Annotated in this window: 14 protein-coding genes and 2 pseudogenes; 4 read left to right on the top strand and 12 right to left on the bottom strand. The window is 52.8% G+C overall.

What is annotated here, in order from left to right; genetic code table 11:
• Positions 1-41: 41 nt before the first annotated feature.
• Positions 42-650, bottom strand: a complete 609-nt coding sequence (gene ybjG, locus HMPREF3143_RS06515) for an undecaprenyl-diphosphate phosphatase (protein ID WP_070532314.1) — start codon at positions 648-650, stop codon at positions 42-44.
• A gap of 7 nt (positions 651-657) precedes the next feature.
• A complete protein-coding gene (locus HMPREF3143_RS06510; RefSeq protein ID WP_021240943.1) occupies positions 658-1,386 on the bottom strand; it encodes a phosphatase PAP2 family protein in 729 nt (242 codons plus the stop codon).
• A gap of 168 nt (positions 1,387-1,554) precedes the next feature.
• On the opposite strand from HMPREF3143_RS06510, the gene HMPREF3143_RS06505 reads away from it, so the two are divergent.
• Entirely contained in the window at positions 1,555-2,787 is a 1,233-nt protein-coding gene (locus HMPREF3143_RS06505) for an MFS transporter (RefSeq protein WP_021240942.1), read from the top strand.
• Between the two features lie 58 nt (positions 2,788-2,845).
• Here the strand turns inward: HMPREF3143_RS06505 and HMPREF3143_RS06500 are convergent, their stop codons facing one another.
• Both HMPREF3143_RS06500 and HMPREF3143_RS06495 read right to left on the bottom strand, forming a co-directional pair.
• Complete coding sequence (locus HMPREF3143_RS06500; protein ID WP_049122372.1) at positions 2,846-3,658, bottom strand: Cof-type HAD-IIB family hydrolase; 813 nt, start codon at positions 3,656-3,658, stop codon at positions 2,846-2,848.
• Positions 3,648-4,862 carry an MFS transporter gene (locus tag HMPREF3143_RS06495; RefSeq protein ID WP_070532310.1) on the bottom strand — a complete coding sequence of 405 codons (1,215 nt, stop codon included), beginning with the start codon at positions 4,860-4,862 and terminating at the stop codon, positions 3,648-3,650. The genes HMPREF3143_RS06500 and HMPREF3143_RS06495 overlap by 11 nt, the downstream gene beginning before the upstream one ends.
• 81 nt (positions 4,863-4,943) lie before the next feature.
• Here HMPREF3143_RS06495 and HMPREF3143_RS06490 point away from each other — a divergent pair, with 81 nt between their 5' ends.
• Together HMPREF3143_RS06490 and HMPREF3143_RS06485 are read left to right on the top strand one after the other, a co-directional pair.
• Positions 4,944-5,507 carry a TetR/AcrR family transcriptional regulator gene (locus HMPREF3143_RS06490; protein WP_021240939.1) on the top strand — a complete coding sequence of 188 codons (564 nt, stop codon included), beginning with the start codon at positions 4,944-4,946 and terminating at the stop codon, positions 5,505-5,507.
• Positions 5,508-5,671: 164 nt separating this feature from the next.
• Positions 5,672-7,129 (top strand): sensor domain-containing diguanylate cyclase, encoded by a 1,458-nt coding sequence (locus tag HMPREF3143_RS06485; RefSeq protein WP_252909171.1) that lies wholly within the window; start codon positions 5,672-5,674, stop codon positions 7,127-7,129.
• A 69-nt stretch (positions 7,130-7,198) separates the two neighbouring features.
• Here the strand turns inward: HMPREF3143_RS06485 and arsC are convergent, their stop codons facing one another.
• The 8 genes and pseudogenes from arsC to HMPREF3143_RS26225 form a co-directional block, all read right to left on the bottom strand.
• A complete protein-coding gene (arsC, locus tag HMPREF3143_RS06480) occupies positions 7,199-7,630 on the bottom strand; it encodes a glutaredoxin-dependent arsenate reductase (RefSeq protein WP_070532304.1) in 432 nt (143 codons plus the stop codon).
• Positions 7,631-7,642: 12 nt separating this feature from the next.
• A complete protein-coding gene (locus HMPREF3143_RS06475) occupies positions 7,643-8,932 on the bottom strand; it encodes an arsenic transporter (protein ID WP_070532300.1) in 1,290 nt (429 codons plus the stop codon).
• 40 nt (positions 8,933-8,972) lie between these two features.
• Entirely contained in the window at positions 8,973-9,293 is a 321-nt protein-coding gene (locus HMPREF3143_RS06470) for a metalloregulator ArsR/SmtB family transcription factor (protein ID WP_008503437.1), read from the bottom strand.
• A 235-nt stretch (positions 9,294-9,528) separates the two neighbouring features.
• Positions 9,529-10,272: a hypothetical protein gene (locus HMPREF3143_RS25525; RefSeq protein WP_063930476.1), complete on the bottom strand. Its 744-nt coding sequence runs from the start codon at positions 10,270-10,272 to the stop codon at positions 9,529-9,531.
• 5 nt (positions 10,273-10,277) lie between these two features.
• A complete protein-coding gene (locus HMPREF3143_RS06465; RefSeq protein WP_070532297.1) occupies positions 10,278-10,745 on the bottom strand; it encodes a Panacea domain-containing protein in 468 nt (155 codons plus the stop codon).
• A gap of 164 nt (positions 10,746-10,909) precedes the next feature.
• Positions 10,910-11,930: pseudogene (locus HMPREF3143_RS25900) on the bottom strand (tyrosine-type recombinase/integrase).
• A gap of 82 nt (positions 11,931-12,012) precedes the next feature.
• Positions 12,013-13,689, bottom strand: coding sequence for an SNIPE associated domain-containing protein (locus tag HMPREF3143_RS06455; RefSeq protein ID WP_045334002.1), 1,677 nt, complete (start codon positions 13,687-13,689; stop codon positions 12,013-12,015).
• 80 nt (positions 13,690-13,769) lie between these two features.
• On the bottom strand, positions 13,770-13,904 hold the full coding sequence (locus HMPREF3143_RS26225; RefSeq protein WP_239991047.1) for a S24/S26 family peptidase: 135 nt from the start codon (positions 13,902-13,904) through the stop codon (positions 13,770-13,772).
• 168 nt (positions 13,905-14,072) lie between these two features.
• On the opposite strand from HMPREF3143_RS26225, the pseudogene HMPREF3143_RS26220 reads away from it, so the two are divergent.
• A pseudogene (locus HMPREF3143_RS26220) lies at positions 14,073-14,236 on the top strand (regulator).
• The last annotated feature ends 290 nt before the right edge of the window (positions 14,237-14,526 follow it).

The raw sequence follows: 14,526 nt of genomic DNA, 5'->3' as shown, positions 1-14,526 counted from the left end.
CCCGCAGGGCGGGGGTTCAAGTGTAACCTGTCAGGTCGGGGTTAGTCACGTATCCAGCCTTTGCGGATCGGGATGGCGAAAATGGCGCGATAGAGTGAAGAAAGCGCACGGTAGAGCGCTTCCCCAATGAGGCTCCACAGGATAGCCGCGCTCACGCAGCCAATCAGCCCCACCAGGAAGCCGCCAACCATATCCAGCGGCCAGTGGACGCCCAGATACACGCGAGACCAGGCGATGGCCACAGCGACCACCATCAGCACCGCACCCGACCACAGGCGATGCCAGAACAGGAAGGCCAGTGCGAAGGTGAAGATCACCGTACCGTGATCGCTCGGGAAAGAGTCATCCGGCGCATGGTGCAGGAAGGTATAGCCGACGTGATCGACAAACGGACGATCGTGCGGGAACGCATGGCCCAGAATGTAACTTGCCAGGACGCTTACGCCGAGAGCCATCGCCACTTTGATTACAAGCTTGCGTTGCGCTTTCACCTGGCTACGAGGTCCCCACAGCCAGAGGATGGCTGCCAGCGCGGGCACGATACTGATCAGATCTTTTGCCAGAAAGGTGGCGAAGTCGATCATCCGCTCGGGCGAGGCCGGGGTGGCGTTGATCAGATAAAACAGCTGATAATTCAGATTCTCTAGCATAGCGTTATCACTCTTTAGCAAACCGGGTGGAAACCAGCCCGTAGACTGCCACCTGGGAAAACCAGACCCACCACCCGGCCCACAGGTTGTGAGAGAAAAAATGCGCCCCGCGCATGACCTGACCGAAGCCCATCGCCAGACCCAGCAAAATGCCGAGAACGACAAAGCTCCAGGCCAGACGCGGCCGCTCGCGCCAGAAGGCAAAAAACAGTCCCATCACCATAAAGCCGCTGGAAGAATGGCCGCCGGGGAAGCAGCGCCCCGGTCCGCTGTCCGCCGGGACGGCGCTGAACAGGGGATAGGACATCGCCTTACCGCCATATTCCACCAGGTCCCACGGGCAGCTGTGATGGCTCATGCTTTTCAGCACGCCCACGACCAGCGCGCCAAGCCCCATCAGCAGCGCCGCCGTAACCAGCCTCGCGTTACGCTTGTACGCGCCGTAAAACAGCGCCACGGCGCCTAAAGCGATGGCAATGTACTTCGCCAGACGATGGTTGAGCAGATCCAGCAGGTGGTCTTTCTGCAGCGGGAAGCTCTGCGTCGCCGCGTCATACCAGAAGCCGGTGATCCATCTGTCGAGCGCTTCATTGCGCGATAGCCACGTAAACACCACGGCAAGGACTATCAGTATGAAAAGCTGATAACCATAAAAGCGGGACGGCAAGCGGTAAAGGCGTTTTGTCTTATTTGTCTGTAACTTAGACAATTCTGAACGGCTGGAGGTGAGTGACATAATTTGGGGTCGTTGACGAGTAATGGGGCTATCATAAATCTGTCAAATTAAGGAAACCTTAAACGAAGACGATATGTGCTTTATTTCTGTTTATCCTCGATAAATCACTATCTCGGGCTGCGGCATTTCATTACACTCGTCGCGATTTTGTCATTATAAAGAGATTGCATGTTAAACCGTTCTTCTTCAGGTTCACGTCTGGGTCGTCAGGCGTTGCTTTTCCCCCTGTGTCTGGTGCTCTACGAATTTTCTACCTATATCGGCAACGATATGATCCAGCCCGGTATGCTGGCCGTGGTGGCGCAGTACAACGCCGGAATTGAGTGGGTACCGACCTCCATGACCGCCTATCTGGCCGGCGGCATGTTTTTGCAGTGGCTGTTAGGCCCGCTGTCGGATCGTATTGGCCGTCGCCCGGTGATGCTGACGGGCGTGGTGTGGTTCATCGTCACCTGCCTTGCCACGCTGCTGGCGCAAAATATTGAACAATTTACTCTGCTGCGTTTCCTGCAGGGGGTGAGCCTGTGCTTTATCGGCGCCGTGGGGTATGCGGCCATTCAGGAGTCGTTTGAAGAGGCTGTGTGTATCAAAATCACCGCGCTGATGGCGAACGTGGCGCTGATCGCTCCCTTGCTCGGGCCGCTGGTGGGCGCCGCATGGGTGCATATGGCCCCCTGGGAAGGGATGTTTGTGCTCTTTGCCGTTCTCGCCGCCATCGCGTTCTTTGGCCTGCACCGTGCGATGCCGGAAACCGCCACCCGCATCGGCGAGAAACTCTCGCTGAAAGAGCTGGGTCGGGATTACAAAGAGGTGCTGAAAAACGGCCGCTTTGTAGCGGGCGCGCTGGCGACCGGGTTTGTTAGCCTGCCGCTGCTGGCGTGGATTGCCCAGTCTCCGGTCATTATCATCAGCGGTGAAAAGCTCAGCAGCTACGAGTACGGCCTGCTGCAGGTGCCGATCTTTGGCGCGCTGATTATCGGTAACCTGGTGCTGGCCCGTCTGACGTCACGCCGCACCGTGCGCTCGCTGATTATCATGGGCGGCTGGCCGATTGCGGCAGGGCTGATTCTGGCGGCGGTGGCAACCGTCGCGTCATCTCACGCTTATTTGTGGATGACGGCGGGGCTGAGTATCTACGCCTTCGGGATTGGCGTGGCGAACGCCGGGCTGGTGCGCCTGACGCTGTTTGCCAGCGAGATGAGTAAGGGCACGGTCTCCGCGGCGATGGGGATGCTACAGATGCTGATTTTTACCGTCGGTATCGAGGTGAGCAAGCATGCCTACGCGATGGGCGGTAACGGGCTGTTCAGCCTGTTTAACCTCGCCAATGGCGTGCTGTGGGTTGGCCTGATGGTGGTATTCCTGAAAGACAAGCGCGTCGGAAACGCTCTGCAACCTTAATTCTTATGCCCTCTCCCTGTGGGAGAGGGCTAGGGTGAGGGCACCAGACCGCACGCGGTCAATTAAACGGTGCCTCCCCGTTCAACACCTTCTCAATCACATCCAGCACGCCTTCCTCGTTATTGTGCGGCGCTTCAAAGCGCGCCGCCGCTTTGATATGCGGTCTGGCATTCGCCATCGCAAAGCTGAACCCGGACTGGCGCAGCATCTCCACGTCGTTGCCGCTGTCGCCGAAGGCCACCACGTCGCTGTTCTCTATGCCCCAGCGCTGTTGCAGGATCCGCAGGCCGTTGGCCTTATGCACGCCGGGGATAATGAGGTCGATACTGCCGTGACCGGTGGTGACGGGCACCATGATGTCACTCAGCTTTTCATGCAGCAGCGCCTGAATACGCGGAATTTCATCATCGGACACGTTGAGTCCGAACTTGAAGAAAATATCGTTCAGGTTGTCGAAATCGCTGACCATTTCCAGACGGTGATAATACTTCGCCGCGATGGCCTTAAAGGCCTCGTCATAGCACTTAAGCGTATAGGCGCTGCTCTTCCCGCAGGCGATAATCTCAATGCCGGGAACGTCGTTTAAGACGCTCGCGACGGTCTCGAAATGGGCTTTCGACAGTTCACCGTTAAAGACGTCTTCACCCTCACTCACGACCCAGCCGCCGTTTTCGGCGACGAATGAAATTTCATGCGCAATCTCCGGGAAAAAGGAGATGAGCTGGTAGTACTGGTTGCCGCTGGCGACCACGAAACGAATGCCTTGCGCCTTCATGCGCGCGTACTGCGCCAGAAAGCGCGGGCGATTGTAGGTCTTGGCATCGCTCAGGAATGTGCCATCCATGTCGACGGCGATCAGTTTAACGCTCATATCCCTTCTCCAGTGTCGTTTGATTCGTTTCCGGCTTTGCCACCGCGCGCGCCACCAGCGCCGCGATGATGACCAACCCTAACACCACCAGCATGGCGCTGCGCAGCCCGTAGTGCTCCCCGAGGAAGCCGAGCAGCGGCGGCCCGACCAGGAAGGCGAGATAGCCCGTGGTTGCCACCACGCTGACGCGCGTCGGGGCATCCGGGCCGGTGTCGCTGGCGGCAGAGATGGTCAGCGGGAAGCCGAGGGACGCGCCCAGCCCCCAGAGGATCACCGAGACGCCGGCAATCCAGTCCACATCCACAAAAATGATCATCGCGATACCCAGCCCGCCGAGCAGGGCGCTGGCGCGCACTACCGCCACGCGGCTGTAGCGGTCGATAAACCAGCCGCCGGTGAAGCGCCCGACGGTCATCCCCAGCGTAAACCCGGCGTAAATCAGCGAGCCGGAGGTCGGGCTAAAGCCGTGACCGTCCACCATCAGCAGCGGCAGCCAGTCGTTGGCGGAGCCCTCCGCGAACGCCATCGCCAGCACCACCACGCCAATCAGCATCAGCTGGAAATCGCGGTAGAAGGGCAGCCCTTTTTCGGCAGAATGCTGTTCGTCCGCGGAGTTTTTACCGGTGCCGTCCGGGATGGCCCGGATGCCGGTCAGAATGGGAATGATGCACACCAGCGCCGCCAGCAGAATATGCAGATTCGCGCTCACGCCAGTGGCCGTCAGCGCCATCCCCACGCCCGCACCGGCCAGCGTGCCGAGGCTATAGAAGCCGTGCATCATTGGCAGCACGGTTTTGTTCATCTCGCGTTCGACCGCTGCCCCTTCCACGTTTATCGCCACTTCCGCCGAACCAAAGCTGCCGCCAAACACCATCAACCCCAGCGCAAACAGCACCGGTGAGGCAAACCACAGCGCCACGCTCAGCACCATCATCCCGAACACCGCGAAGCACATGGTGGTGCGGATCACCGCTCGCGTACCGAAGCGCTTTACCAGCCACGCGGAGCAGAGAATGCCGCTCATGGAGCCTATCGACAGGCCGAACAGCACGATGCCCATTTCCGCGGTAGAGACGGACAAAATATCGCGAATGGCGGGGGTGCGCGTGGCCCAGGAGGCCATCAGCAGACCGGGAATGAAGAAGAACATAAACAGCGCCCACATGCGGAGCTGCAGGGCTTTGCGGGGAGAGGTCAGCGTCATTGGGGTAGCACCAGAAGTACAACAATAGCGACAACACTAGCAAGTTTGTGTACATTTGTACACAAACCAGGTGAGGAATTGATGAGCAGACCACCCAACGATCCGCATCGCCGGGAGAAGATCCTGCAGGCGACGCTCGACACCATTGCTGAACACGGTATTCACGCCGTCACGCACCGTAAAATCGCCACCTGCGCGGGCGTGCCGCTGGGGTCGATGACCTACTATTTCGACGGCATGGAGCCGCTGCTGGAGGAGGCCTTCACGTGGTTTACCCGCCAGATGTCGCAGCAGTACCGGGATTTCTTCGCGGGCGTCACCGGGCCGGAAATGGCGTGCGAATCTATCACCACGCTGATCCACAGCTCGCAGGTGACCACGCCGCACAACATGGCGCTGATGTATCAGCTTTACGCCTTTATGCACCGCAGCGCGGCGCTGAAAACGGTGATGCAGGACTGGATGAAGATGAGCCAGACCACGCTGGAGCAGTGGTTCGACCCGGTCACCACCCGCGCGCTGGACGCGTTTATCGAAGGGATGACGCTGCACTATGTCACCGACCGGGCGCCGTTAAGCCGGGAGGAGATTCGGGCGATGGTGGGGAGGATTGCGGGCATTACACCGTTAAATAAAGAAAATTAGTTCATATTTTTCAATGTATTACGATTTTTCTCCATATTGACAATCCGGACCGAACACGTGACTATCCACCGCGGTGGTTATTTACTGTTCAGTGGTTGAGGTTGGCGTTGGGTGAAAAAGTAAGTACCTGGTTCGTGCAGGTCAGTCTGGCAAAAAAGAGAGCGTTGTTAGTACTGTTGATTTTGGTTCAGGTGAGTCTGCTGATTGGGCATCTGCTCTACCAGCGCGGCTATGTGGAGGATAACGCCGCACGTATCCTTCGCAATACGGCCATACTCCAGTCCCAGCAGTTTGATACCAGCCTTAACGCGATGCGCTACCAGATGCGCTTTATCGGGAATGCCTTTCTGCTCAACCATACGGTCACGCCTGAAAACGCGCAGCCATTCCTGCAAGGGGAGCTCAAGCGCGCCTGGCTGGATGGCGTTGTCGTCTTTGATGAAGACGGTGATTTTCTCTGCAGCCGCGCGCTATTTCCTTTTGAGCGCGCTCTGGACGCCTCTACGCTTGCGCAGGACAGCTTTCGGCAGCACCCTCTGTTTACCGATTTTCGCCGGGATGAAGTTACCGAAAGTTTGTTTTACTGGCAGAGCAACGGCACGGATAAAAACATGTTGGGCTTCGTGATGTTCCGTGCAGTGCGCGACGCACATGGTCGCTTTCTTGGTGGTGCGTTGGGTTTCTTCAATGGTAACACCATGAACGATATGTTTCGCAAAATGGAAGTGCAGGGCTTCGATTTAGGTCAGGGTGGGGCGATGGCGGTCCTTGATCGTGACAATGCGGTGCAGCTTGCCCGTATGGGGGCGAATGACGGTTCGCAATTGAACACCTCCGACCCGCGCCTCGCGAAGCTGCTGGAATACGCAAGCGATACCGCACAGGTCCAACGATATACCTCTCCGATTGATGGCGTTGAACGTATGGGTGTATTTCTTAACCTCAACGAACGCAAATGGGTGCTGGCCGTCGGGCTGGCCAGAAAAGACGTGCTGCACGGCTGGTATTATCAGGCTCTGTGGACGGCGCTGGCGATTCTGGTTATCTCCATTACGCAGTGGTTTCTGATGCATTACATCCACGTCAACGCCCTGCAGCGGGCGCGTTTCCAGCAGGAGGCGCGGCTCGATCCGCTCACCGGGCTGGCAAACCGTCGCCAGTTTGATGAGTGGTCTTTGCGGGCCTGCAATCTTGCCCGTCGGCATCAGCAACCCCTGTGCCTGATGAGCATGGATCTGGATTTCTTCAAGCGTATTAACGACACCTGGGGCCATGACGGCGGCGATGCGGTGCTGAAGCATATTGGCAACGCGCTTCCGGCACTGGTGAGAGGCAGCGACATTGTCGCCCGCTTTGGCGGGGAAGAGTTTGTCGTGGCAATGCCGCAGACCTCTCTGGAGACGGCCGCTGAGATCGCCGAGCGCGTACGGATGAGCCTTGCCAGCCAGAACGTCGACTTCAACGGGCAGACGATCCGCTTCACCGCCAGCATGGGGCTCGTATGCATGACGCCGGATGAACTGGAGATTGAACATGGCGTGCAGTCAGCCCTGGCGCGAGCCGATCGTGAGCTTTATCGTGCAAAACGTGAGGGGCGCAACCGGGTCTGCGTGGCGAGCTAGCGGGCGGTTGTTTTCTCCTGGCGTTCAGGGCCCGCCGGGCGCTGGCCCTGTCGTCCACCTGAGGAAGGATTATTTTTTCAGGATATTCTTCCCGCTGGCGTCCACCACCGCTTCGCCATCTTCTTTCGTAAACGCCCCTTTCTGCACGTCCGGCAGAATGTCGAGGACGACTTCAGACGGGCGGCACAGGCGGGTGCCCAGCGGCGTCACCACGATCGGACGGTTAATCAGGATCGGGTGTTGCAGCATAAAATCGATAAGCTGGTCGTCGGTGAACTTATCGTCGGCAAGGCCGAGCTGTTCATAGGGCTCCACGTTTTTACGCAGCAAATCGCGCACCGAAATGCCCATATCGGCAATCAGGGCGGTCAGCGTATCGCGCGACGGCGGGGTTTCCAGATAGAGAATAATCTCTGGCTCCGCGCCGCTGTTGCGGATCATCTCCAGCGTGTTGCGCGAGGTGCCGCAGGCGGGGTTGTGGTAAATCGTGATGTGGCTCATATCAGTGGCTCATTACAGTGTGAAGGAGAGACGTAGCGCCAGGGCGGCGAGCGTCACAAACAGGACCGGCAGCGTCATGATGATGCCCGTCCGGAAATAGCCGCCCCAGGTAATCGTCATGTTTTTCTGCGCCAGCACGTGAAGCCAGAGCAGGGTGGCGAGACTACCAATAGGCGTGATTTTTGGCCCCAGATCGCAGCCAATCACGTTGGCGTAAATCATCGCGTCCTTTATCAATCCTGTTGCCGTGCTGCCGTCAATGGAGAGCGCGCCAATCAGCACCGTGGGCATATTGTTCATTATGGATGACAGGAACGCGGTGATGAACCCGGTTCCCAGCGTGGTGGCCCACAGCCCGTGTCCGGCCAGGCTATTCAGTACGCCTGTGAGAGAGTCCGTCAGCCCGGCATTACGCAGGCCATACACCACCAGATACATCCCCAGCGAGAAGATGACGATCTGCCACGGCGCGCCGCGCAGCACTTTTCCGGTATTTATCGCATGTCCGCGTTTTGCGACAGCGAATAAAATCAGCGCGCCGACGGTCGCAATGGCGCTGACCGGAATGCCGAGAGGTTCAAGCACGAAGAAACCGACGAGCAGAAGGAGGAGGACGATCCAGCCCGTTCTGAACGTCGGGAGGTCGTGAATGGCCCGCGCAGGCTCCTGGAGTTTCGCCAGGTCATATTCTGGAGGAATTTCCTTGCGAAAGAACAGGTGCAGCATGACCAGCGTTGCGGCAATCGCGGCGATATCCACCGGGATCATCACCGAAGCGTACTCGCTGAACCCCAGCGCGAAGAAGTCTGCCGAGACGATGTTGACCAGGTTGGAGACAATCAGCGGCAGGCTGGCGGTATCGGCGATAAAACCTGCCGCCATCACAAACGCCAGCGTGGCCTGTTTGCTGAACCCCAGCGCCAGCAGCATGGCGATGACGATAGGCGTGAGGATCAGCGCCGCGCCGTCATTAGCAAACAGCGCTGCGACGGCTGCGCCCAGCAGGATAATCCAGGTAAACAGCAATCGCCCTCGACCTTTCCCCCAGCGGGCGACGTGCAGCGCTGCCCACTCGAAAAAGCCGGACTCATCCAGCAGCAGACTGATAATGATGACGGCTATAAACGTTGCCGTGGCGTTCCAGACGATATTCCAGACTACCGTAATATCGTTAATGTGAATCACGCCGCTGGCCAGCGCCAGCACGGCGCCAATAGTCGCGCTCCAGCCGATACTCAGTCCTTTGGGCTGCCAGATGACCAGCACCAGCGTAAACAGAAAAATTGCCCCTGCCAGAAACATCGCTTACTCCGTTATATCTGTTTTTGTGAATGTGTTGCAATTAGCACGAACCCGGAAGCCGGTTTTTCAGCTTCATACGCGTCTCTTCCCGCAGGCAGTTCCAGCTGGTGTCGATAACGGCTGCCGCCCATGCAGGCATGTTGGGAGAGAGACGGTAATGGACCCACTTACCCTCGCGACGGTCGATCACCAGCCCGGACTCGCGCAGCAGCGCCATATGGCGGGAGACTTTCGGCTGAGATTCGGCGGTGGCGGCGCAGAGATCGCAGACGCACAGCTCACCCGCTTCGCGGAGCAGCATGACGATGGCGAGCCGCGTTTCGTCGGAGAGGGTTTTGAAGAGGTGGAGTGGGTGGAGCATGGGTGTTCCTGCAGATGTGATTTTTATATGTGTTTAATCATATATGTTTTGGTGGCGAGAGAGAAGATAAGATTAGAGGAAGGGGTATTTCAGACAACAAAAAACCCATTTATATAGACGGGTTAGTGAAAACAATGAGTTGTACGATAATCAATAAGTTAGCTTGGTGGTGAGAAGTGACGATTACGGGGTATTGCCAACCGCTGCCGCCACTTTGTCGCCACTTGGCAGGTGGTTACTGGTCCCTGATAGCCAGTAGCCCCCAAGAGAAAACTTCTTTGGCATCGCTTATCAAACCATCCGCTATAAATTGCTGTGTCTCAGCCCATTCCATGTCACTGACATAGTGTACAAGTGTGTTTGTCTGGATTGGAATTTCTTCAAATTGCTCGATTCGACGTTTGAAGCTACATTCAGGATCTGAACAACGGCATGTGCGTCTTATATCATCTACTCTACAGAGTAAAAGTGAGTAGGGGGTCTCAAGCGGTGCACAGTAGTCAACTCGATAGTTATGAGAGCGTGTTGGCTGGATGTTATGAAGAGGATCTAAAAGCACAACATTAAAAATTTGGTTCTCATCCCAAAAGCCTACAACTCTACCAAGGGCAGTAGATATCTGAAATTGTAATAATGGGTATTCTTCGTCATTTTCAAGGTAGTCAGAGTCAATCCAGGTCAACTGGTTACGTTGTACGGGGATATTTCTTTGTTCCCAGTTTATTGAATGATAGCGCCATGCCTCTCTTTCGGCCCCACTGGTAATAAAGCCTTTGACATCTTTTTGGGAAAGCTCGGATAATTTTCCAATTAGTGAAACAAACCAGCCTGAATCGGTACGATCTAACCCAAAATTCTCAATTTGACGCCAATAACGAAAAGAAAACGCCCACTTTCTTTCGGGTGCGGAGGGCGTTTTAGGGGTCTGTACCGCTGTCGGCTGATTTGTCCCTAATGAAGGGCGAAAGGCTTTCACCATGGTTATTAATTCAATCGGCTACGGTAAAAATCTCTAGTTATGTTGCGATCAATGACTACCTCGCAACGTGCTGACGGTCTGTAACCCTCACGAGCCTTAATCCATGGCTCTTCTTTATGGGTCATATCTTCAAGCTGTGCACCAGAAAAAGCACCATAGACTTCAAGAACGCCATCAATATGAGCTGCGGCAGCGGCTGGAATAGATGAAAGATCAAATCCAGGAGTGCAATCTGTAATCGTGATGTCCGAATACAGTGATTTTGTAGAAGAGAATCGGTTATAAATCGCACGGCTTACTGGGCCGTGAATCCACGCTTGAAACCCCTCATCCACTAACTTTTCATCAAAAAAAGCCAGATACCAAGCATCCGCGTAATACGCCAATTTTTGCAGCTTCAAATTAGACATAGTTTCGCCTGAAGCTGAGATTTTTGTGATGATGTAATCACATAGTTGATTGATATTTATCATTATTTATCCCCTTAACTTGGTGTCTAGGTAGCCAAATTTTTTAGAGAAATCAGCTGCTAAGAATCTTTGAAAACCAAGCTAACTTATAGTGGCATACATAGTTGAATAAATCGAGATTCAAACGTGCTAAAACGCGGTGAGTGCGTATGAGCGGTTCTTCCAATTTAAGCAGTTATCATGGTAGCTAACGGGTTAAAACGTAGCGCTGTCTCAAGGTGATCTGGTGCCAGGTGGGCATAACGCATGGTCATTTTTATGTCGTGGTGACCCAGGATTTTCTGAAGGGCAAGTGATGTTCCCGCCTGACATCATAAAGTGTACTGCAAATGTATGGCGCAAGACGTGGGTTAGCTGCCCGCGTGGTAGCACGATGGAAGTTTTATCCATCACTGCCAAAAACTGAAAGTAGCAGTCGGTGAAAAACTTGAAGCCGTCCATAGCAATGAGTTCTTCATACAGCTCTTTGCTGATCGGGATGCTGCGGTTCTTTTTGCCTTTTGTCCTGACGAAAGTGATTCGATACTTAGTTACCTGGGAACGAGTGAGATTCACAGCTTCGCGCCAGCGTGCCCTGGTGCTCAGACAGATTTTTACAACCAGAGCGAGCAGGGCGCTTTGGCGTTGGCAGTCATAAAGTAGCTCTGTGATTTGTTCATGCGTCAGCCAGGCCATTTCCTTTTCGGCAATCGTGAACTTGCGCATGCTTTCCAGCGGGTTTGGTGCCGTCCATTCTCCAAGGCGGGCCAGCTCGCTAAAAACAATGCTCAGATAGCTTTGTTCAAGGTTGATAGTTACCGGGCTGGCACCTTTCTTCCACTTCTCACTGAAATAGATTTCACACGTCAGGCGTTTGTCACGGTAATGTGCGAATAATTTCGAGCTGAGATCAGTAGCAATAGGGTTTCAGAGTGCATAGACCATCAGGATCAGCTTGTCGTAAACATGCTCGCCAGCGGTCAGAGATTTGCCGTGCAGCTTGAACTAGAGTTCAACTACGTCTTTCAGAGTTCGGCGAGCTACCGATTCACCCAACCAGGGCTTAGCCTCCGTCTCTTCCATTGTGTGGCGTTCAAAAGCCAGTGCTTCGCCTTTGGTAGCGAACTGCTTACGCACACGCCGCCCGTTGCGTCCGGCGGGGTAGCATTCACAAATCCATTTTCCTGTTTCGAGTTTTCGCACTGCCATAAAAAAGCCCTCATGTCTGAGGGCTAAATTTAACTGTATATAAAAATCGTGATTAATGTATGATTACGTGAAATCACCTATGTCAGGCAACAACGAGTTCTTCGTTTGCAACCTGCGCGGCTGAGCGTTCATTCTCAATTGCGAGAGACTCTCTATATTCTTTGGCATCTGCAAACATCGTCCAATGTGCATCGATATTCATATTGGCTACAGTTGATTTAATATCTTTAATGCCCACATTAAAGAATTCTTTCCGAGAATTAACCTTGTTAACTTGTTTTCCATTAAATACTTTATGCAAGTGATTCTCTAATGATGGTGCATCGTCACTGTAGATCATTGCATGTACATCAAAGGCGAATGGAACACTGGCATCACTAAGTTCACGAACACGGTCTAGAGGTTCGAGGCGTCGCGTCATGCCAATTTTATAAACATTTTCGCCGAACGATCCTATATTACTAATTACATAGACATGACCTGAGCGTGTTTGTTGAGCCATCGAAATTGCACGCTGGTTTTTGGCTTCAGCCTCTTCGAATTTAATTTGTAATTCAGCCAGTTTCTGCTCAAGGGCGAGTCGTTGCTCTTCACCTGCAAGCATCAGCTCTTTAGTAGCCTTATCTATAGCCTGCTGAATTGTTTTCTCTTCTTTCTCGGCTTCTTTTATCGCTCTTTCGTATTCTCGACGTGCTTTTTCTTCTTCGCGCAACTGCTCTTTGATGCGCCTTTGTTCTTCTTTTTCTTCGAGCATAATTTCATTAACTGCAACGCCCCATTTCAGTTCGTTGAGTCGGGCCTGTAAGAATATATCAGTGATCTTAGCCGACCTAAAAGCTGAGCCGTTATAATTTACAAGCTGAAATGCGTCTTTAATTTCCTGGGAAAGTTTACCGTAATTGTTATGTTTGATTTTAGAAAGTGTACTATCAACTTTGCCATTGAACGCATCTAATACAAATTTTATCGCAGTATTACGTCTATTCGGTTCGACATAATCACAACTTGCCGCTTTGCTCGTTTTAATTAGTGATTTTGTTAACTCTCTGGCTTTTTGTAGCTCTCTGCCTGCATCAGTAAATTCATAATTCTCTGCTAGTTCATCCAGAACGCTTCGGTTTGGAACAATCCATTCATCACCGTACCCTTCAATTTTATTTTTCATTGACTTGGCCACAGCTTGGTAGGTTTCTGCAAATTCTTTTGCTTCATATGCAGAGCCGGCGATTTCTTTTGCTCTAATCTCTGCATCAGCGACTATTTTCATTGCATTATCATTAGCATTGGAGATTAGCTCATCGGCCCTACTATTGGCGTTCTCCAATCGTTCCTTGGCTTTTAAACGAGCATCGCGAGCATCTTTAGTTATTACAACTGCTTCGTTATTGGCATTACTTATCGTTAGTCGGGCTTGGTTATTTGCTTCAAAGACGATGCTGGATGCTTTAAGTTGTGCTTCATTCACTGTGTTTTTAGCAATCGAGTCTGCTGTTTTTATCGTCTTTTCTGCATCCAGAACGGCACTATGCAGTTCTTCATATTGCCACAGAGGAGCAGCTCTTCCTTCCAGCTCTGAGTGCTCTCTTATAGCGTTCGTTAAATGTTTTTGGCTTTCACTTAGTTCATTCGAAAGAGCTATCTTTTGATGATTAAGTGCCTCGATCTCTGTCTTATGTTGTTTGCTCTTCTTGAGCAAAATAAGACTAAGGATGGGGGCGAGTAAGGCCAAAAGCAAAACTACAACAAGAAACAAATCCATTTCTAAATCCTTTTACCTAATCAGTGTGAAACTGTTGTGCTTCTTATACATGCAATAACTTCTATACAAGAAAAAGCACACTAAAAACTATTTTCTGCAGTAGAAACTTTAATCATGCCTTTCTGCAGTCTTGTAATCAGTCTAACGGAATAGGTCCCATCAATATTGATCAACCAGTGCGCATCTAACACTTCCGTGAATTTTTGACAACTGATATATGTAGTACGACCATCACTAACAACAATCGGAGATGAAGATTGATAGGAAGAAATGGCGCGTCAAAAATGTAAGCGTTCCCATCAACCATTATCAGTTTTGTTTCCATTTATGTACTTGTCCCGTTTACAAACGGCTCACCACAAGCCAGTAGGAGGTGTTGCACCATGACCCCTAATATTACAATTTCTTGAACAAACTGCACGTCACTATGGAACGCTATAGCGAGCTAACTGGGCTGCCTGTTGTCACCCTAAACGACATACCAGCAGATGGTCGATTGCCTCGTCATCGCCTGCATAAAGATAATGAGAAATGCTGCCTTTGGTAAATCTGTACGGCTATGTTGTCACACCTTAATGCACAAACTTGAATGGAATACCTGAACAGTTAACGTAATACTTATGGTTTGCCGCCTGGGCTGTGCCTTTTATTTGGTGCAACTGCGCAACGGCGGTCTTCCTGAGCCGATTATTCTACCCTCACAGCTTGCTCAACAATCTCCACGACCTTACGTCTGCTAAATCCTGTTTCGTTCGCAATCTCCATCAGTTTGGCTTCTGCCATAGCTTTGCTGCGCATTGCTGAGTGAATCGCCACGGATAATCTAGACACTTCCGA

Source organism: Enterobacter sp. HMSC16D10 (assembly GCF_001807145.1).
GTDB classification, from domain to species: Bacteria; Pseudomonadota; Gammaproteobacteria; order Enterobacterales; family Enterobacteriaceae; genus Enterobacter; species Enterobacter roggenkampii.
This window is presented reverse-complemented; position numbering and strand designations above follow the sequence as displayed.